This is a genomic window from Streptomyces sp. NPDC045695 (genome assembly GCF_056432025.1).
In genome coordinates this window covers 40,241-57,284 of the sequence record NZ_JBWKJU010000031.1, presented here as the reverse complement: position 1 = coordinate 57,284, position 17,044 = coordinate 40,241, and the positions used below count along the sequence as shown (strand labels likewise).

The 17,044-nt window shown below is 71.2% G+C and carries 16 protein-coding genes and 1 pseudogene; 8 read left to right on the top strand and 9 right to left on the bottom strand.

What is annotated here, in order from left to right:
- The 5 genes and pseudogenes from AC07DU_RS32170 to AC07DU_RS32150 form a co-directional block, all read right to left on the bottom strand.
- Positions 1-593: pseudogene (locus AC07DU_RS32170) on the bottom strand (sensor histidine kinase); the annotation flags it as partial.
- Between the two features lie 56 nt (positions 594-649).
- Complete coding sequence (locus AC07DU_RS32165; RefSeq protein ID WP_479115354.1) at positions 650-1,006, bottom strand: hypothetical protein; 357 nt, start codon at positions 1,004-1,006, stop codon at positions 650-652.
- Positions 1,007-1,061: 55 nt separating this feature from the next.
- A complete protein-coding gene (locus AC07DU_RS32160; RefSeq protein ID WP_479115352.1) occupies positions 1,062-2,384 on the bottom strand; it encodes an MFS transporter in 1,323 nt (440 codons plus the stop codon).
- The gene (locus AC07DU_RS32155) at positions 2,381-2,998 is read right to left on the bottom strand and encodes a helix-turn-helix domain-containing protein (RefSeq protein ID WP_479115350.1); all 618 of its coding nucleotides are present in this window, start codon (positions 2,996-2,998) and stop codon (positions 2,381-2,383) included. The genes AC07DU_RS32160 and AC07DU_RS32155 overlap by 4 nt, the downstream gene beginning before the upstream one ends.
- Positions 2,999-3,104: 106 nt before the next feature.
- Complete coding sequence (locus AC07DU_RS32150) at positions 3,105-3,677, bottom strand: GNAT family N-acetyltransferase (protein WP_479115348.1); 573 nt, start codon at positions 3,675-3,677, stop codon at positions 3,105-3,107.
- Between the two features lie 187 nt (positions 3,678-3,864).
- Between AC07DU_RS32150 and AC07DU_RS32145 the strand changes: the two genes are divergently transcribed.
- The 6 genes from AC07DU_RS32145 (at position 3,865) to AC07DU_RS32120 (ending at position 11,947) form a co-directional block, all read left to right on the top strand.
- Entirely contained in the window at positions 3,865-5,169 is a 1,305-nt protein-coding gene (locus AC07DU_RS32145) for a tryptophan 2,3-dioxygenase family protein (RefSeq protein ID WP_479115346.1), read from the top strand.
- 135 nt (positions 5,170-5,304) lie between these two features.
- A complete protein-coding gene (locus AC07DU_RS32140) occupies positions 5,305-6,090 on the top strand; it encodes a GNAT family N-acetyltransferase (protein ID WP_479115344.1) in 786 nt (261 codons plus the stop codon).
- A gap of 226 nt (positions 6,091-6,316) precedes the next feature.
- Complete coding sequence (locus AC07DU_RS32135; RefSeq protein ID WP_479115342.1) at positions 6,317-10,264, top strand: amino acid adenylation domain-containing protein; 3,948 nt, start codon at positions 6,317-6,319, stop codon at positions 10,262-10,264.
- A 186-nt stretch (positions 10,265-10,450) separates the two neighbouring features.
- On the top strand, positions 10,451-10,990 hold the full coding sequence (locus AC07DU_RS32130) for a putative immunity protein (protein ID WP_479115340.1): 540 nt from the start codon (positions 10,451-10,453) through the stop codon (positions 10,988-10,990).
- A 112-nt stretch (positions 10,991-11,102) separates the two neighbouring features.
- Positions 11,103-11,519 carry an SRPBCC family protein gene (locus tag AC07DU_RS32125; RefSeq protein ID WP_479115338.1) on the top strand — a complete coding sequence of 139 codons (417 nt, stop codon included), beginning with the start codon at positions 11,103-11,105 and terminating at the stop codon, positions 11,517-11,519.
- Positions 11,519-11,947 (top strand): MarR family winged helix-turn-helix transcriptional regulator, encoded by a 429-nt coding sequence (locus AC07DU_RS32120; RefSeq protein WP_453372683.1) that lies wholly within the window; start codon positions 11,519-11,521, stop codon positions 11,945-11,947. The genes AC07DU_RS32125 and AC07DU_RS32120 overlap by 1 nt, the downstream gene beginning before the upstream one ends.
- A 50-nt stretch (positions 11,948-11,997) precedes the next feature.
- Here AC07DU_RS32120 and AC07DU_RS32115 read toward each other — a convergent pair whose 3' ends face one another.
- From AC07DU_RS32115 to AC07DU_RS32105, 3 genes are all read right to left on the bottom strand, one after another.
- Entirely contained in the window at positions 11,998-12,255 is a 258-nt protein-coding gene (locus AC07DU_RS32115; protein ID WP_453372684.1) for a hypothetical protein, read from the bottom strand.
- Positions 12,242-12,517, bottom strand: coding sequence for a DUF6400 family protein (locus tag AC07DU_RS32110; RefSeq protein ID WP_479115336.1), 276 nt, complete (start codon positions 12,515-12,517; stop codon positions 12,242-12,244). Before AC07DU_RS32110 ends, AC07DU_RS32115 begins: the two co-directional genes overlap by 14 nt.
- Positions 12,518-12,651: 134 nt before the next feature.
- Positions 12,652-14,925, bottom strand: a complete 2,274-nt coding sequence (locus AC07DU_RS32105; RefSeq protein ID WP_479115334.1) for an immune inhibitor A domain-containing protein — start codon at positions 14,923-14,925, stop codon at positions 12,652-12,654.
- A gap of 200 nt (positions 14,926-15,125) precedes the next feature.
- Between AC07DU_RS32105 and AC07DU_RS32100 the strand changes: the two genes are divergently transcribed.
- Complete coding sequence (locus AC07DU_RS32100; RefSeq protein WP_479115332.1) at positions 15,126-16,058, top strand: sterol desaturase family protein; 933 nt, start codon at positions 15,126-15,128, stop codon at positions 16,056-16,058.
- 75 nt (positions 16,059-16,133) lie between these two features.
- On the opposite strand, the gene AC07DU_RS32095 is transcribed toward AC07DU_RS32100, so the two are convergent.
- Positions 16,134-16,595 carry a MarR family winged helix-turn-helix transcriptional regulator gene (locus AC07DU_RS32095; RefSeq protein WP_479034068.1) on the bottom strand — a complete coding sequence of 154 codons (462 nt, stop codon included), beginning with the start codon at positions 16,593-16,595 and terminating at the stop codon, positions 16,134-16,136.
- A gap of 79 nt (positions 16,596-16,674) precedes the next feature.
- Between AC07DU_RS32095 and AC07DU_RS32090 the strand changes: the two genes are divergently transcribed.
- Positions 16,675-17,043, top strand: coding sequence for a VOC family protein (locus AC07DU_RS32090; protein WP_453372688.1), 369 nt, complete (start codon positions 16,675-16,677; stop codon positions 17,041-17,043).
- The last annotated feature ends 1 nt before the right edge of the window (position 17,044 follow it).

Sequence of the window (17,044 nt, the reverse complement as noted above, 5' to 3'; positions counted from 1 at the left end):
AGCCGTTCGGCCGCCGAGGGTCCCAGCAGCCGTGGCGCCGACCACCGCAGGGCCTTCGTCACCAGTACGCACACGGCCGCCGCCAGCAGGAGGCAGCCCAGCCCCGTCGCCCAGCTGCCCCAGCCGTCCTCCACCCGCGCCGACCAGCCGAACAGGCTCAGCTCCAGCTCGGCGCCGAGCCGGCCCCCCGGGAGGGTCAGGCCGGCGAGCAGGAGAACGCCGCTCGTCACCGCCGCCGCCCACCCCAGTGCCACGTGCAGAACGAGCCAGAGCGGGGTCCGCCAGTGGTCGGGGCGAGGTGAACCGGAGGACCGGCGCCCGGCAACCGGATCCGGCAGCGGCACCCGCAGCAGCCGGCGGGCGGACGCGACCAGCGCCCGCCGTACGGGAGGCGCCAGCCCCACCGCGGCGACCAGCACCGCCCAGACCAGCAGGACCAGGAGGATCTGCACTCGCTTCGGAGCGGATCCCCACATCACCAGCGGCAGCAGAGCGAAGGGCAGCAGTGGCAGGCTCGCCAGCGCGCCGCAGTAGGCGAACAGCGCACCTGTGTACGTGGAGCCGCGCAGCAGCGGCCGGATTCCCCTGATCATCATCGGCCAGTATGGCCGCACGGCTCACCGGAGGTCCCTCCGCAGCCTTCCGCCTGTCAGAGCCCTCCTCGGTAGCCGGGGTCCGGGTGCTGGCGGGGCGTCCACCACTCGATGAGGCCCCACAGACCGAGTGCGAGCGCGGCCAGGGCCACGAGCGCCGCCACCCAGGGGCGCCGCGCCCACCGCCGGGTCAGGGTCCAGGCCGAGAGCGGAATGAGGATGCCGCCGAGCACGATGAGCGGCAGATCGACGTAGATCACGCTCAGGTCCCGGGCGTGGCCCTCGAAGCCGCCGTCGATACTGAAAGCCGCCCGTGGCACCCAGACGAGCACCCCGGCCGTCGCGCCCAGACCGGCGATGACGCGTCCGACGGTCTCCACGCCCTGCACGTTCTCACCCGATGTCCGGCTCATGGTCGTCCCCCTCGTCCTCGCGACAGACGCACGGGCGCGGTGCGCGGTTCCGGCATCAGCGTGACTGCGGGGAGAAGTCCGGACGGGGTACCGCGCCCGGGCCACTCGGGGAGGAGGGAGCCGTGGGCAGGTCCCGGGAGCGCCGGATCGGGGAGAAGAGCAGGATCAGCGCGGCGAGCGGTACTCCCGCGGTCGTGATCCACATGGCGGTGCGCAAGTCGTAGACGGTGCCGAGCCATCCGCCGAGCAGGGCTCCCAGCGGGATCGTGCCGAAGTTGAGGAAGGCCGTGCTCGCGGTCAGGCGCCCGAGGAGCTCCGGTGGGCAGTAGCGCTGCTGGAAGCTCGCCTTGATGACGTTGCCGGCGACCACGCCCGCCGATACGCACCACCCGCCCACGACGAAGAGGAGCAGCCCGGCTCCCGCGAAGGCGGCCGGTATGAGCAGGGCGAACATCGCGAAACCGAGTTCGAACAGCAAGGTGGCACGGGCCGTCCCGATACGGCTGGAGGTACGGCGTGCGAGGAGCGCCCCGGCGATACCGCCCGCGCTGGTGGCCGCGATGAGTCCACCGACCGCGCCGGGGGCCAAGCCGACGGTATGGACGAGAAAGACGACCTGGATGGACTGGTACCCCATGAGAGCCAGGTTCGAGGCGGCCCCGAAGAGGGTCAGCGTACGGAGCCAGGGATCGCCCGCGACCAGCCGTAGGCCGTCACCGACTTCGCTGAGCAGTGCTCTGCGGTCGGCCGGCCGCGGTGGGCGGGGCTCGCGATGGCGGATGCTCACCAGGCACAGGAGGGAGAGGAGGAACGTCGCCGCGTTGGCGAACATGGCGTTCACCACCCCGACGCCCTGCCCGATCACACCGGCGGATCCGAGACCGCCGATCTGTGCGGCGGACGCGCTGCCGTGGAGTTTGGCATTGCCCTCGGGCTGGTCCGCGGGGTCGAGGAGGCTGGGGAGGTAGGCGCTGTAGGCGGTCTGGAAGAAGACCGCGGCCGTGCCCGTCAGCAGGGCGATGGCCATCAGCAGGCCGATGCTCAGGTGGCCGGTCCGCTGGGCGAGGGGGACCAGGGCGAACAGCACGAAGGACACCGCGGCAGCGGCCACCATGATGGGCCGGCGGCGCATGCGGTCGACCCAGACGCCGACGGGGAGTCCGATGAGGAGCCACGGCAGCCAGGCCGAAGCGCTCAGTAAGCCGACCTGCAACGGGCCGGCGTGCAGGGTCGACACAGCGATCAAGGGCATCGCCACCGCGGTGACGGAAGCACCGAACTTCCCCGCGGTCTCACCACACCACAGCAGACGGAAGTCCCGATGCCGGCGCAGGAGACCGACGTTCGTTTTCGGGTTCAGGCTCCGTTTCGCGTTCATGCTCCGTCGCTCCGTTCCGCGGCCCTGCGGGGGAACGACTGGATCTGCACGATGACCGGCAGCGCCCCGGGCTGCGGCTGTGCGCCCGCCGGAAGGGTGTGACGGGCGACGACGGCCATCAACTCGTCGTTCATGGCGGCGAGCTGCGTCGGCGTCAGGCGTAGGTCACGCCAGTCGGAGATGGTCCCGGCGCGCCGCCAGTCACGGTCCCAGCTCTCGCTCAGGTAGTGCGTGACCCGGCTGAAGTACTGCTGCACCAACTCGTGCATGTACACGGAGAGCGGACCTCGGGTATCGGGGTCGTCGCTGAAGTCGGAGGTCTCGAGGACCTTGGTGTCCTCCACGACTCGCCACCAGCGTTCACGCTTGGTGCCCCGGCCCGTCTCCTCCTCGATGAACCCGTGGTCGGCGAGGTGCCGCAGGTGCCAGCTGACCGTGCCGGTGCTCTCGCCGAGACGTGCGGACAGCCCGGTGGCGGTGGCAGCGCCGTCGAGGGACAGCATCTCGAGGATGGTCATCCTCAGGGGGTGCGCCAGGCCGCGGAGGCTGCGCGCATCGAGTCGCCGTACGGGCTTCTGAGGGCCCGTCGGCACACGCTTCTCTTCGTCGCTCATGCCCGTAGCCTAAGTTGCAGAGGACTCTCTGCATAGAGTTCTCTGCACCATTGGGGAGGGCGGTTCGGCGTGATCTCCGCTTGGGCGAGGGGGAGTTGGCGTGGTGTCAGCGCAAGTCGAGCCGCATCAGGACGCGGGGGTGGCCGGCCAGGACCGACGTGGTGTCGGAGGCGTGGGTGAAGCCGGCGCGTTCGAAGTTCTTCCGGATTCCGGCGTACGCCATCGTCAGGTCGACCCTGGCGTCGCCGTTGTCCAGGGGGTAGGCCTCGATCGCGGGCGCGCCGTGGGCGCGGGCGAAGTCGACGGCGCCCGCGATGAGGGCGTGGGAGATCCCTTTGCGCCGGTGACCGGGGCGTACGCGGATGCACCACACGCACCAGACGGGCAGGTCGTCGACGTGCGGGATCTTCCGGCTGCGGGCGAAGGAGGTGTCCGAGCGCGGCGCGACGGCGGCCCAGCCGACCGGCTCGCCGTTGTCGTAGGCGATCACCCCCGGCGGGGGTTGGTCACGGCACAGCTCGGCGACGTAGGCACCGCGGGCCGGGCCGCGCAGCTCGTTGTTGAGCTTCGACGGGATGCGGTAGCTCAGGCACCAGCAGACGTTGGATCCGGGGGACTTCGGGCCGAGCAGGGTACGGACGTCCTCGAAGACCGAAGCCGGGCGCACTTCGATGGTCATGGCACCACGATGTCACGGCGCCTATGTCGCAGCCCGCCCGGACCAGGCCGTGGCGACGGCGGACGGTGCCAGAGGTGGCCGTCCTCCGCCCTGTCAAGACACGAATTTCCGAGACGTGACGTGCGGCGTTCCGATCATGCCTAGTGGTCTCCAGACGCCGGCGACGACACGGGAGAGGAACGTGGCGATGAATTCCGAGAACTGCGCGATCCGATGCATGCGGGTGATGACCAAGGGCTGTACCCGCCCACCTCGTCACAGGTGCGGATCCCGTACGTCAAAGCTGCGGGAGGTTAGGCGGTGGGCGGCCGCCGAGCAGGTTCCGGCCGCATCCGACGGCATTTCCCTCGCCCGGTCCGTCACGGAACACGTGCGGCGGACGGGAAAGCATTTCCTACCGGATCATCTCCTGATCCAGCTCAGTGAGATCCGGCGCCGACATTCCGAGGGCCGCCCCTTTCTCGATGCCTTTCTCGACTGTGCGCTCGACAAACACGAGGGGCGTTTCTGGAATCTCACCTACCTGTCGCTGCCGGTCCTTGAGCTGCTCATGGGCGGCGAACAGAAGTCCGCGTCGAGCGCGGAACGCATGTCCACGCTGCTCATATCCGACATCGTCCGCTTCGAGATCGAGGCGGCGTGCGGGTCGGGTGAGGGGCCCGGCGCAGGCCGCCCGGACGAGGCGACACTGGCCACACGGTTGCGGCACGCCCTGCGGCTGGCGACGCAGAGCCACGGACGGCCGGAAGCCGGCAGCCTGCCGTCGCGGCTGGGTGACGTGCCCCGGTCCCGCCTGGAAGATCTCGCCGATCAGCTGCCCCGGCCACCCGCAACGGAGACCTGGAGGTGGTTCGACGTCACCGCGCAGCCCGTCTCCGTCCTGCATGACGAGTATTTCTTCATCCGCGTCCTGCAAGCGCATGAAATGCTCTTCACCGCGATGGCGGCAGATGTGCGGGCGGCCACCAGTGCATTGCGTGCAGGGCGCCCGGGAGGAGCTGCGGAGCGCATAGACCACGGGGTGGCCCTGTTCGAGCGCGCCGCCGCATTGTTCCGGATAGCCGCAACGATGCGGGCGGATCAATTCTCCGCTTTCCGGCAGTACACGCAGGGTGCCAGTGCCATTCAGTCGGAACAGTACAAACGGTTCGAGATTCTCTGCGGTGTCCCGCCCACGTCGCGCTTGCAATCGGCGGCCTTCACGAGCGTACCGGCCGTTCGGGCCGAGGCGGCGGACGCCGGCCATGACTCACTGGCCCGGGCCTATCGGGACCTCCGGGGAGAGGGCGGCCTCGGCCCGGCGGAACGGGACCGCCTGGACGCGGCGCTCAGCCGGCTGGAGAGCCGGCACCAGCGGTGGAAGTCGGCGCATCGCAGCCTCGCCGTGCGCATGCTCGGTGACGAGCGCGGTTCGGGTCACACCGATGGCGTTCCGTACCTGACGCGATGCCTGGAGAACCGGCTGTTCTGGCAGCTGGGCACGAGCGGCTGAGCCGCACCGCCCGCACCGCCCGCACCGCCCGCACCGCCCGCACCGCCCGCGCCGCCCGCGCCGCCCACACCCGGCGCTCGGCCCTGCGGTGGAAAATGCGGAGACGGAACGGCCGCGGCTGCCTACGCTCGCCTCATGCCGGACCCTGACCCAGCGCTGCGACCTGACCCAGCGCTGCAACCGATCAACGCCTTCCTGTCCGCCTTCGCCCGCCGCCAGGCCGCTCGTACCGTGGACCTGCCCGGGGGTTTCGCCGTCTACGACGACGCCTTCGCGCACTCCCGCGCGAACAACCAGGTCGTCATCGACACGGCCGTGGACCCAGGGGCGCTGCCCGCCGTCACCGAGGAGGCGCTCGGGCATCTCCCGCACCGGCTCGTCTCGGTCCTCGACGACGAGGTCGCGCGGGCGTGCGCGGAACCGATGCTCCGGGCCGGATACACCCACTCCACGTATCTGGTCATGCTGCACGAGGGCCCGGTACCGGCCGGGGGAGCCGCGGAGGAAGTGGACCTCGACGCGCTGCGCATCCCCCTCACCCGGCGGTGGCGCGGCTTCCTCCCGGACGTCGGTGACGAGGTCCTGCGCCACCTCGTCGACCGGCGCGAGGCCCGCCGCCGAGGGGCCGACGCCGTGCACTTCATCGGTGCCCGTACGGAGTCGGGCGAGGTCGCCTCGTGGGCCGATCTCTATCTGGACCCGGTGACCGGCGTGGCCCAGATCGAGGACCTGATCACCTCGCAGGCCCACCGCGGGCGCGGTTACGCCGATGCCGTCCTGAGCACCGCCTTGCGCTGGGCGGCCGACGGGGCGTGCGGCACCCGGTTCCTCACGGCTGACGCGACGGACTGGCCACGGCACTGGTACGCACGCCGCGGCTTCCGCGTCATCGGCCACTCGCACTGCTTCGAACGCGGCTGACGAGCGGCTGACGAGCGGCTGACGAGCGGCGCGCGCGCCCCGCCAGCCCGAGTCTTCGCGCGATTGCGCGCGGAAACGGAACCTTTCAACAGGATTTCGGCTCGGCCGTTCGACGGGAATCCAATGAATAGCATCGGGTCGCGGACTCGCACATGGATCCGCTCGCCGGCGTGCTTCCGGAAGGCAGCGGGCACGCCATTCCCTCATGAACGGGGTTTCTTGAACCATGGAGAACTCGTCTGCACCCAGGCTCCCGCTGACCGAAGGCCAGGCCGGAATCTGGTACGGACTCCAGCTGGACGACTCCAAGCTCGCCCACATGATCAACGAGTTCCTGGACATAACCGGTCCGGTGAGCCCTGACTTACTCCAGGAAGCGGTCCGCCGCACCTCGCACGAGGCGCAGTCACTGTCCATATCCTGCGGTGAGGACGCCGAAGGCCCGTGGCAGCGCGTGGAAGCCGACGTGTCCGTGGACGTTCCCCTCGTCGACTTCACCGGCGAGGAGGAGCCGTGGACAGCGGCCCAGGACTGGATGGGCGCGCAGGCCGGCATCCCGTTGAGCCCGGTCCTGGGCGAGGCGCAGCGGCACGCGATCCTCCGTATATCCCCGGAACGGCACATCTGGTTCTACCAACTCCACCACCTGGGCGCCGACGGCGCCTCCACCCACCTCCTGACGCAGCGCGCGGCCGAGGTCTACGACGCCCTGGCCGCCGGTCGGCCCGTTCCGGACACGCAGTTCGACACCCTGCTCGCCCTGGTCGAAGAGGACCAGCGCTACCGCTCGTCCGCCGAGTTCTCCGAAGACCGCCGCTACTGGTCGGACGAGTTCGAGGGCATCGAGCGCGTGCCCGCCCTGAGCGACGACGCGATGATGCCGGCAGGGGTGCCGGTCCGGGAGACCTGGCACGTCACCGCCGAACTGACGGACCTCGTCTACGCGTGCGCCCGCGCTCACGGGACGAACCTGCCGCGCGTCGTGATCGCGGCGTTCGCCGCCTACCTCGGTCGCCTCACCGGGTCGGCCGAAGTCGTCGTCGGACTGCCGGTGGCGAACCGCCGACCGGGACCCTCGGCGACCACTCCCGGCATGGTCTCCAACGTGATCCCGCTGAGGCTGCGCGTCCCCGGCTCGCTGCGCTTCTCGGAGCTCGTCGAGCAGGTCGGCGGGAAGATCAGGGAGTCCCGCGCGCACCGCCGGTACCGCTTCGAGGAGATGCGCCGCGACTTCCGGCGCACGCACGGGGACGCGCGCATCTTCGGTCCCCTCGCCAACGTCCTGACGCTCGGCGCCGGGCTGACCTTCGCAGGGTGCCCGGCCCGGCACCAGAACATCACGCCCGGCCCGATCGAGGACTTCATGTTCGGCGCCTACGAAACACCGCAGGGCCTGAAGTTCGGATTCGACGCCAACGCGGGCCTCTACACCGCCGAGGACCTCAAGGACCACCGCGTCAGGTTCGAGGCCTTCCTGCAGCAGGTGCTCACGGACTCCGGGCGCCTCATCGGCGAGGTCGACCTGCTCGACGCCGACGAACGACGCCGCTTCCTGGAGGTCCGCCCGCACCGGACGGCGCCGACGGCGGACGCGCACCACACCCTCGCGCACGCCTTCGAAGCGCAGGCCGCCCGGACACCGGATGCCCCGGCCGTGAAGAGCGGGACGTCCTCGCTCTCCTACGGGGAACTGAACGCGCGGGCGAACCAACTGGCGCGGCTGCTCGTCCAGCACGGCGCCGGACCGGAACGGCTGGTGGCGGTCGCGATGCCGCAGACGGCCGACCTCGTCGTCGCGCTGCTCGCGGTCCTCAAATCGGGGGCCGCGTACCTCCCGGTCGACCCCGACTACCCCGAGGACCGGATCGGATTCCTACTCCAGGACGCTCAACCCCTCCTGCTGCTCACGACGTCGGGCGCGGTGGCCGCCGGGGCCTGCCGGCCGGAGGTACCCGCCGTGGAGACCGATGCCGCGGCCACCCTCGCCCACCTGGCCGGTCTGGCGCGCCACGACCTGGAGCCCGGCGAACTGCGCTGGCCCACCTCGCCGGACAACACGGCCTACGTCATCTACACCTCGGGTTCCACGGGACGCCCGAAGGGCGTCGTGGTGCCCCACCGCAACGTCCTGGCCCTGTTCGCCGCCACCCGCCAGCTCTTCGACTTCCGGGCGTCCGACGTGTGGACGATGGCCCATTCGTACTCGTTCGACTTCTCCGTCTGGGAACTGTGGGGACCGCTCCTGCACGGCGGGTGCCTCGTCGTCGTCCCCACCACGACCAGGCGGTCGCCGGACGAGCTCCTGCGGTTGCTCGCCCAGGAGAAGGTGAGCATCCTCAGTCAGACCCCCTCGGCGTTCTACCAGCTGCTCCAGGCCGACAAGGACGATCCGGTGACCGGCCAACGGCTGGCCCTGCGCTACGTGGTGTTCGGCGGCGAGGCGCTCGACCTGGCCCGGCTGGAGGACTGGTACGGGCTGCATGCCGACGACGCTCCGGTCCTGGTCAACATGTACGGGATCACGGAGACCACCGTCCATGCCAGTCACGTCGCGCTCGACAGCGCGCCCCGCGCGGCCCAGCCCGGCAGCCTGATCGGCCACAGCCTGCCGGGGCTGGCCCTCTATCTGCTCGACGCGAACCTGCAGCCCGTTCCTCCCGGTGTCACGGGCGAGCTCTACGTCGCCGGGGAGCAGGTGGCCCGTGGGTACCGGGACCGGCCGGGGCTCACTGCCGGCCGGTTCGTCGCCGATCCGTTCGGGGCTCCCGGATCCAGGATGTACCGGTCCGGGGACCTGGCCCGTCGGCAGCGCGACGGGCTCCTCCAGTACTGGGGCCGCGCGGACGACCAGGTGAAGATCCGGGGTTACCGGATCGAGCTGGGGGAGATCGAGGCCGCCCTGCGCGCGTGCCCGGGCGTCACGACCGCCTGCGTGGTGGCGCGGAAGGACGCGGTGGGGGACGACGCGCTGATCGGGTACGCGGTGCTGGAGGACGCCGCCGGTGCCGCGGATCCGGCCGACCTGCGCCGCCTGCTCGCGCTCCGCCTGCCTCCGCACATGGTGCCCGCCGCCGTCATGGCGATCGACGAGATCCCTCTGACGGCCAACGGCAAACTCGACCGCCGGGCCCTGCCCGAGCCGGCGTACGCGCACCCTCGCGCCGCGCGCGGTGCGGCCGGGCGGACTCCCCTGGAGCGGGAGGCCGTCGACGCCTTCGCCCACGCCCTCGGGATCGCGGACGTCGGCGCCGAGGACGACTTCTTCGACCTCGGCGGTGACTCCTTCAAGGCGGTGCGTCTGGCCCGCCGGGTGGGCCGGGGGCTTTCGGTACTGGACGTGTTCCAGAACCCCACCCCGGTACGGCTCGCCCGCCGCATCCTGGAACTGGCGGAGTCGGACGGCAAGCAGCCGATCCTGCGTCCGATGACCGGCCACGAAGCTGGGCCCGACGCGGACTTCACGCTCGTGTGCATCCCGTACGGAGGCGGCACCGCCGCGGCCTTCCAGGGCCTCGCCGCCGAGCTGCCGCCCGGCATGGCACTGTGGGCGGCCGCGCTGCCCGGTCACGACCCGACGCAGCCTCAGGAGCCCTTGCTGTCCATGGCCGACAGCGTCGAGCTGATCGCCGCGGAGATCAGCAGTTCCCTCAGCGGCCCCTTCGCCCTGTACGGCCACTGCGCCGGTTCCTCGCTCGCGGTGGCGGTGGCGCGACGGCTGGAGCAGACGGGCCGGCCACCTGCCGCCCTGTACATCGGCGCCGCCCTGCCCGAAGCCGATCCGGGAGCTCAGCTGGACGTCGCCGCGAACCTGCCGGCGGAGTCCCTCCACGCCTACATGGCGTCGATCGGAGGGTTCAACGGGGCACTCGACGACTCCGACTTGCAGACCGTCCTGAACGTGATCAGGCACGACATGGTCCAGGGGCTGCTCTTCCAGGTCGAGGCGGAGAAGGGCCAGGAGAAGCGGCTGACCGTTCCGACCGTGGTCGTCATGGGTGACGCGGACAGCGTGACCGAGGGATACGAGCGCGAGTACCTCAGGTGGGAGCGCTACGCGACGCAGATCGAGCTGGAGGAGGTCCCCGGCGGCGGTCACTACTTCCTCACCGAACAACCGGACGTCCTGGCCTCGTTGATCGCCGCACGGTTCGCCATGCCGGAGTCGGTCGAGTGAGGCGCGTGCCCGTCGGCCGGTACGTCGGAGGCCCGGCCGTCTGACGGCCCGCGGGCCGAGGGCCGGGAGTGTCCGCGAGCGGCGCTCCCGGCCCGTGGTCCGGCCCGTGCTCCGTACCGAACCCTCGCGGCTTCCTCCGGCCTGACATGTCACCCCGGCCGACGGGGGATGCGGCACCATGGACCGGTGCCCACGGAGTCGGACGAAATCGAACTGAGCGAACACGAGCTGCGCGAGATCGCGGGCTACGCGGCCGGTTGCGCGCGCAGGGTCCTGTCGGTCTTCGAACAGAGCCTGCCCGCCGACACGCGCCCCCGTGATGCCATCGACGCGGCGGACGCCTTCGCCGGGGGCGGCCGGCGCACGGCCGCCCTGCGCCAGAGCGCGTGGGCGGCCTACCGCGCCGCACGGGACGCCGTTTCACCCGCCGCGGTCGACGCGGCACGGGCGGCGAGCCATGCGGCGGCCGCCGCGTACCTCCACCCCAAGGCCAGCGCTCACCAGGTGAAACACATTCTCGGTGCGGCAGCGCATGCGGTGCGGGCAGAAGAGTGTGCAGCCGCGGAAGACCGGAGTGTGAGTGTGGCGGCGGGGACCCTGCACTGGGCCCTCCATCACGCACCCGCAGCGGTCCCCGCAGTGCTCGGCCGGCTCCCGGCCGCACCGCCCGGAGGCGGACGCGTGGGGGAGCTGGTCCGCGAGCTGGACGCCGCGCTGCGCGCCTGAGGGCGATCGGCTCCGAGGACGCCTCGGAGCCGCGGGGGACCCGTCTGGACAGATAGTCTGTGCGCAGATAATCTATGCGAAGCCTTTCCAGTTCGAGCCGAGGAGCCCCTTGATGTGGACGTACGAGCACAGCACCGAGACCACTGTCGCGCCCGAGGCGATCTGGCGCCTGTGGGCCGACGTGGAGACCTGGGGGAAGTGGAACGCTGACATCGAGAGCATCGAGATCAGCGGCCCGTTCGCGGCGGGCACCGACATCGTGATGAACCCGGCCGGCCCGGACCCCGTGCACCTGCGGATCGCCGAAGCAGTCGTCGGCGAACGGTTCGTGGACGAGGCCCGGTTCGACGGCCTGGTACTGCGCACCGTCCACCGGCTCGACCGGGGCGAGCGGCTGCGTACGCGGGTGACGTACCGGATGGAGATCACCGGGGCGGCGGCCGACGAGGTCGGCCCCCAGATCGGCCCGGCCATCACCGCCGACTGGCCCTCGACCATGGACGCCCTCGTCGAGCTGGCGAGCGGCTGATGGCCCTCGCGCCGGGCGAGAGTCCCGGATTCCTGCTCTGGCACGCCACGCTGCGCTGGCAGCGCGGCATCGCCGCGGCCCTCGCCCCCCTCGGCCTGACCCACGTCCAATTCGTGCTGCTGGCCTGCACCTGGTGGTTCAACACGCAGGGCGAACAGCCCAACCAGCTGGCGCTGGCCCGCCAGGCCGGCACCGACGTCAAGATGACCTCGCAGGTCCTGCGCGCCCTGGAGGCCAAGGGGCTGATCGAGCGCGAGACCGATCCCGCCGACACCCGCGCCAAGCGGCTGCGCGCCACCGACGCCGGCGCCGAGCTGGCGCCGCGCGCGATCGCCGCCGTCGAAGAGGCCGACGCGCGCTTCTTCCAGCCGGTCGCCGTCCACGAGGCGGTGGAACTGCTCGGCAGGCTGGCCCGTCCCGGGCCGTGAGGTCGCCGGGGCGGGGCGGAGCCCCGGTCGGCCGGGCGGTCCGGTGCGCTTCAGAAGCCGGGGAGCATGCCGACGACGCGGTTCCACAGCGAGCGGGTGGCGCCGAAGCCGGTCTCGTGCACCCAGACGTGCGTGCACGCGGGGCACTGCAGGTGGAGCAGGCTGCCGGTGTTGGCGAGCAGGTAGCGCCAGTGGGTGGAGCAGGTACGCCGTTGCCCGCAGGGCTCGCAGTCGCGCGCGTCCTCGCACTTCGGGCAGGCCACCCAGGCGCGGCGCCCGGGGTCGGCCTGCGGGTCAATCGGCAGCACGGCCGTCTCCTCGCGCGGGCAGCACCCCGGCCGCGACCAGGTCGTCGTAGAGGCGCTGCTGCCCCGCGTCGAGTCCGGAGTACAGCAGTTCGTACGCCTCCTCCTCGCCGAGCAGCACCTCGACCGGATTCCAGTCCGGGCCGAGGGCCGCCATCACCTGGGCGCGCCGGAGCACCTCCTGCGAGGTGAGGTCGACCGCGAAGTCGACCAGCGCGGGGGCGCCGGAGGGGTCGGGGGACGGGACGGGGGAGTCGGGGGCCATGCTGTCGAAATTAGGTAGCCCTTCCTTCCCGGGTCAAGAGGGGGTGGGCGGAGTCACAAGCCCCGGGCCAGGGCTCCGGCCAGGGCATGGCAGCCGTTGCGGACGGCCGGAGCCGTCCGCAACGGTCTCGGACCTCAGGGCGAGGGGCTGACCTGGAGGGTGGTGAGGGCGCCGCCCGCGGCCTCCTTCTCCACCGTGATCCGCGTTCCCGTGTCCGGGACCCGGACCCCGAGCTGAGGCAGCTCGGCGTTCCAGTACGAGCCGTGCCGGTCGTCGAACACCGCCACCCCGGGCCGCGACGGGACCACGAGCGGGGAACCGGCCTTGTGCAGCACGATCCGCTCACTCGCCCGGCGCGAGAACGGCGCGTCGAACGTCTGGGCGCGCGCGTTCAGCAGGCTGCCGTCCGCGAACCGCAGCGGCTCGGGACGGGCGTCGACCGGCAGCAGTAGACCGGCGCCCGGGTGGGCCTTGGTGGTGTTGTCGCTGTACTCGGTGTTCCAGAGCCAGATCAGCACGCCCTGCTGGTACGGGTAGAACTCCACCTTGTCGCCGCTGAAACCGAAATTGTACGGGCCGGTCTTCAGCAGGCTGCCGTAACCCGTGTAGCGGCGGTTCTCCGCGAAGTACGCGCGCGGGTGCTCCGCGGTGCCCGTACGGCCCTCGGTGCGCGACCACTTGTGTGCCGTCCACCCGTTCGCACCTTGCTCCGCGCCGTCGCGCAGCAGCTCCCGGCCGTCCGCCGTGATCCGCAGGTCGTCGAAGGTGACGCCCTTGCCATGGGTGTTGCCGTCCGAGGTCACGCGCAGGCGCAGCTGGACGCTCCGTCCGGCGAACCGGTCCAGGGGCACGCTCAGTTCCCGCCAGCCGGACGAGGTGCCGGAGACGCCGTTCGCGGGGATGGCCGCCCCGTCGACGGTGCCCGCCAACGGTGCCCAGTTCGTACCGCCGTCCGTGGAGGCCTCCACCGTCAGGAAGTCGAAGTCCTGCTCGGTGTCGTGCCAGACCCGGGCGTCGAACCGGGCGGAGCCGGCTCCCGTGAGGTCGACCGTACGGCCCAGGGTGTTGTCCATGAAGTCCCCGGTGCCGCTCCACCACTGGCTGGCGCCCTCGTACGGGTCCGTCAGCTCGGTACGCGTCACCGAGGGCGGCAGGTGCACCAGCAGCGCCTGCGGATCCTCGGTGTTGTAGCCGGAAACACCCAGCACCGCACGGGTCTTGCGGCCCGCGTCGGCTTCCGTGTACTCCAGCCAGCCGAGTTGCAGCTTGCTCCACGGGTCGAGGTCGCCGGGGAACTCGCCCGTCGTGTTGGGGCCCTTGCCGAGGTAGGACGCCGAAGACATCAGGGACCAGAAGTTGACGCTGTTGTCCCCGTCCGAGCTGTACAGGTCGGGCAGGCCCAGATCGTGGCCGAACTCGTGGGAGAACAGCCCGGCTCCGCTGTTCTCGCCGCCCGTGAGGTAGTCACCGGCCCATATGCCGGTCTCACCCACCGGGGTGCCGCCGGCCTTGTTGCCCTCCGGACCCGCGCTGCCGGCCTGGTTCCAGTACGCGAACCAGCGGTGCGCCCAGACGGCGTCCTTGCCCTGGGCGCCGCCGCCCCAGGTCTGGTCCTTGCCCGCGTGCACGACGACCAGGTGGTCGAGGTAGCCGTCCGGCTCGTCGAAGTTTCCGTCGTGGTCGGCGTCGTAGCGGTCCCACACGTCGTACTCGGCGAGCTGCTCCTTGATCTGCCCGGGGCTACGGCCCTTCGCGCGCTCGGCGTCGTACCAGGCGGCGGTGGCGTCGCGGATCATGTCCCAGTTGGTGCGGCACTGGCCCGGCTCGGTGCAGTTGTCGGTGCCGTAACGGGCTTCGTTGAAGGGGAGCTTGACCCAGTCGGAGACCGTGCCGTCCATGTCGTAGCGGCCGGAGGACTGGAGCCGGTAGTAGGCGCGCATCGACGCCGATCCGGGGTCGGTGGAGAAGAACTGCCGCTGGTAGAAGTCCCGTCCGAAGTCCTTGCGCCACAGGGTGTGGTTGTCGTCCTTGGCCGGCTTGCCGATGGTGTTGTGCAGGGGGCCGGGGGTGCCGCCGAAGCGGGGGTCGGTCTGGTCGCCGAACTCGGCCAGGATGACGAAGACCTTGTCCTTGCGTTCCTGGGCGAGTTCGACGTACCGCTTGCCGATCTTCGCGGTCCGCGGGAGGGTGCCGTCCGCCTCCGCGCGAAGACCCTCGGCGCCGCCCGCCGCGACGCTTTCGAGGGCCTGGCGGCGCAGGGACTGCCTCTGGAGTTCCAGCGGAGCGGGCGGCGGGGCGGCGGCGTGTTCGGCCTGCGGCCCGCCGAGGGGCGGTGCGGGGGGTGGTGTGGCGGCGACGGCCGGGGCGGCGAGGAGGGTGAGGGCGGCGAGGGATATCGCCGCACCCACCGCAGCGAGTCTGCGCAACGTGGCGTGCCTTTCCGTGAGTTGAGCCCGGCAGGGTGCCGCAGCGCAGGTAATATTTCACATGTGACAGGTCATGGATAGGTGTGGGGACCGGGGGAGGACGAGGAGGGTGCGACACGCCGTCGGAGAGCGCGGCGGATCCGTCCAAGCCGGTCGAGCAGGTGCGGCGCACGCTGAGGGGCATGGGCAACGACTTCGTACGCTTCTTCTACGCCCCCTTCCTGCTGCTGGGAATCAACGGGGCGGGCATCGCTCTACTGGCTGCGGGCGCCTCAAGGCTGTGGCTGCTCGCTCTCCTCGCGGTCGCGGTCGCCGCGTCCTTCACCGCCGAGCGCCTCGTGCCGTACCTCCCGGAGTGGAACGAGGCCGCCGGGGACGGCGGCCGTGACACCGCGCACGCCGTGGTCAACGAGACCCTGGTCCTCGCGAGCGTGACCGCCATCCCGCTGCTGGCCGCCGTCGTCACCGTCGCCGACGTGTGGCCGCACGGCTGGCCCTTCGCCCTCCAGGTGCTCTTCGCGATCCTGGCGGCGGACGCGGGCATCACGCTGGTGCACTTCGCCAGTCACAAGGTGGGGGTCCTGTGGCGGTTCCACGCGGTCCACCACTCGGTGAACCGGTTCTACGGTTTCAACGGGCTGATGAAGCATCCCCTGCACCAGAGCGTGGAGCTGACCGCCGGCGTCGCTCCCCTCCTGGTCATCGGGCTGCCGGTCGACGTCGCCGCCGGGCTCTCCCTCGCGGCGGCCGTCCAGCTGCTCTTGCAGCACTCCAACGCCGACTACCGCGTGGGACCGCTGCGCGGGGTGCTGGCGCTGAACGAAGGGCACCGCTTCCACCACCTGAAGTGGGCGGGGGTGGGCGACGTCAACTTCGGTCTCTTCACGCTCATCTGGGACCGCATGTTGGGCACCTACTCCTTCGACCCGGCCCGGCGGTTCACCAGCGCGGACCTCGGAATGGCGGCCAAGCCCGACTATCCGGTCGGCTATCTCGCCCAGCTCGCCGAGCCGTTCCGGGCGAGCGGCGCGTGTACGGCGCATCCGGAAGGGGACGTGCAGGACCTGCCCGCCGCGCCGAACCGGGCGGAGCAGGCCGAGGCGGGATCCGGGTAGGGCGTGGGCGGCCATGCGGGGGCGACGACCTGGCGGTTCTGTCCGCCCGCCCGCTCCCCCCGCAACGGCGTTCGCTCACCCGCCGAGTGCCTCGGTCATGGTGTCGAGGTCCGCCAGGAGCGCTGCCAGGCGCTTGCCGGAGAGGGCGTCGACCATGCGCACTTCGACGGCGTAGACGGCGGCTCGGGCCGCGTGCAGGCGCTCCTGTCCGGCGGGCGTGAGGTGGACGGGCAGGGCCCGGCCGTGGTCGGTGGTGGCGGGCCGGGAGATGAGTCCGGCCTCCTTCAGGCCGCGCAGCACGACGTTCGCGGACTGCCGGCTGACGAAGGTGCCGCGGGCCAGGTCGGCATTGGACAGGCCCGGCTTCTGGTCGAGCAGTTCGAGGCAGGAGTACTGCGGCACGGTGAGGCCGTGCTCGCGCAGGGCCTTGTCCATGGCGCCGCGCAGGGCGGCCGAGGCGCGTTTGAGGCGGTATCCGACGTGCTCGGTGACGTCTTGGGCCGGGTGGGGCACGGGGAGCGGCGCACGGTCTTCCATGTCAGCATTTTGACATACCGACGGGGTGGTGCCTACAGTCCAGATGTCAAAGTGTTGACATCCAACTCCCGGAGGAACCATGCCCGCCACCATCGAAGGCCCCGACTTCGTCGCCTTGCAGGTAAGGGACGTGCAGGCTGCGGCGACCTTCTTCGAAGCGCACCTCGGTATGCGCCGCGCGCCCGCCTCACCGCCCGGCGCGGTGGTCTTCGCCAGCAGTCCCATCCCGTTCGCCGTCCGTGAGCCGCTCCCGGGCGTCGACCTGGACGGCGACGCCCGCCCCGGACTCGGGGTGGCGCTGTGGCTGAGGACCACGGACGCCGCAGAGGTGCACGAGCGGCTCGCGACCGCCGGGGTCGCCGTCACCGCGCTCCACGACAGCCCGTTCGGTCCCGCGTTCACCTTCACCGGGCCCGAGGGCTACCGCCTCACCGTGCACGGAGGCTGAC

Excerpts from the sequence above, each read along its gene's own strand:
- AC07DU_RS32155 (WP_479115350.1), bottom strand. The coding sequence starts at position 2,998 with ATGAGCGACGAAGAGAAGCGTGTGCCGACGGGCCCTCAGAAGCCCGTA.
- AC07DU_RS32100 (WP_479115332.1), top strand. The coding sequence starts at position 15,126 with ATGGGCAACGACTTCGTACGCTTCTTCTACGCCCCCTTCCTGCTGCTG.
- AC07DU_RS32090 (WP_453372688.1), top strand. The coding sequence starts at position 16,675 with ATGCCCGCCACCATCGAAGGCCCCGACTTCGTCGCCTTGCAGGTAAGG.
- AC07DU_RS32120 (WP_453372683.1), top strand. The coding sequence starts at position 11,519 with ATGGCCCTCGCGCCGGGCGAGAGTCCCGGATTCCTGCTCTGGCACGCC.
- AC07DU_RS32165 (WP_479115354.1), bottom strand. The coding sequence starts at position 1,006 with ATGAGCCGGACATCGGGTGAGAACGTGCAGGGCGTGGAGACCGTCGGA.
- AC07DU_RS32095 (WP_479034068.1), bottom strand. The coding sequence starts at position 16,595 with ATGGAAGACCGTGCGCCGCTCCCCGTGCCCCACCCGGCCCAAGACGTC.
- AC07DU_RS32160 (WP_479115352.1), bottom strand. The coding sequence starts at position 2,384 with ATGAACGCGAAACGGAGCCTGAACCCGAAAACGAACGTCGGTCTCCTG.
- AC07DU_RS32145 (WP_479115346.1), top strand. The coding sequence starts at position 3,865 with ATGAATTCCGAGAACTGCGCGATCCGATGCATGCGGGTGATGACCAAG.
- AC07DU_RS32125 (WP_479115338.1), top strand. The coding sequence starts at position 11,103 with ATGTGGACGTACGAGCACAGCACCGAGACCACTGTCGCGCCCGAGGCG.
- AC07DU_RS32150 (WP_479115348.1), bottom strand. The coding sequence starts at position 3,677 with ATGACCATCGAAGTGCGCCCGGCTTCGGTCTTCGAGGACGTCCGTACC.
- AC07DU_RS32135 (WP_479115342.1), top strand. The coding sequence starts at position 6,317 with ATGGAGAACTCGTCTGCACCCAGGCTCCCGCTGACCGAAGGCCAGGCC.
- AC07DU_RS32140 (WP_479115344.1), top strand. The coding sequence starts at position 5,305 with ATGCCGGACCCTGACCCAGCGCTGCGACCTGACCCAGCGCTGCAACCG.
- AC07DU_RS32110 (WP_479115336.1), bottom strand. The coding sequence starts at position 12,517 with ATGGCCCCCGACTCCCCCGTCCCGTCCCCCGACCCCTCCGGCGCCCCC.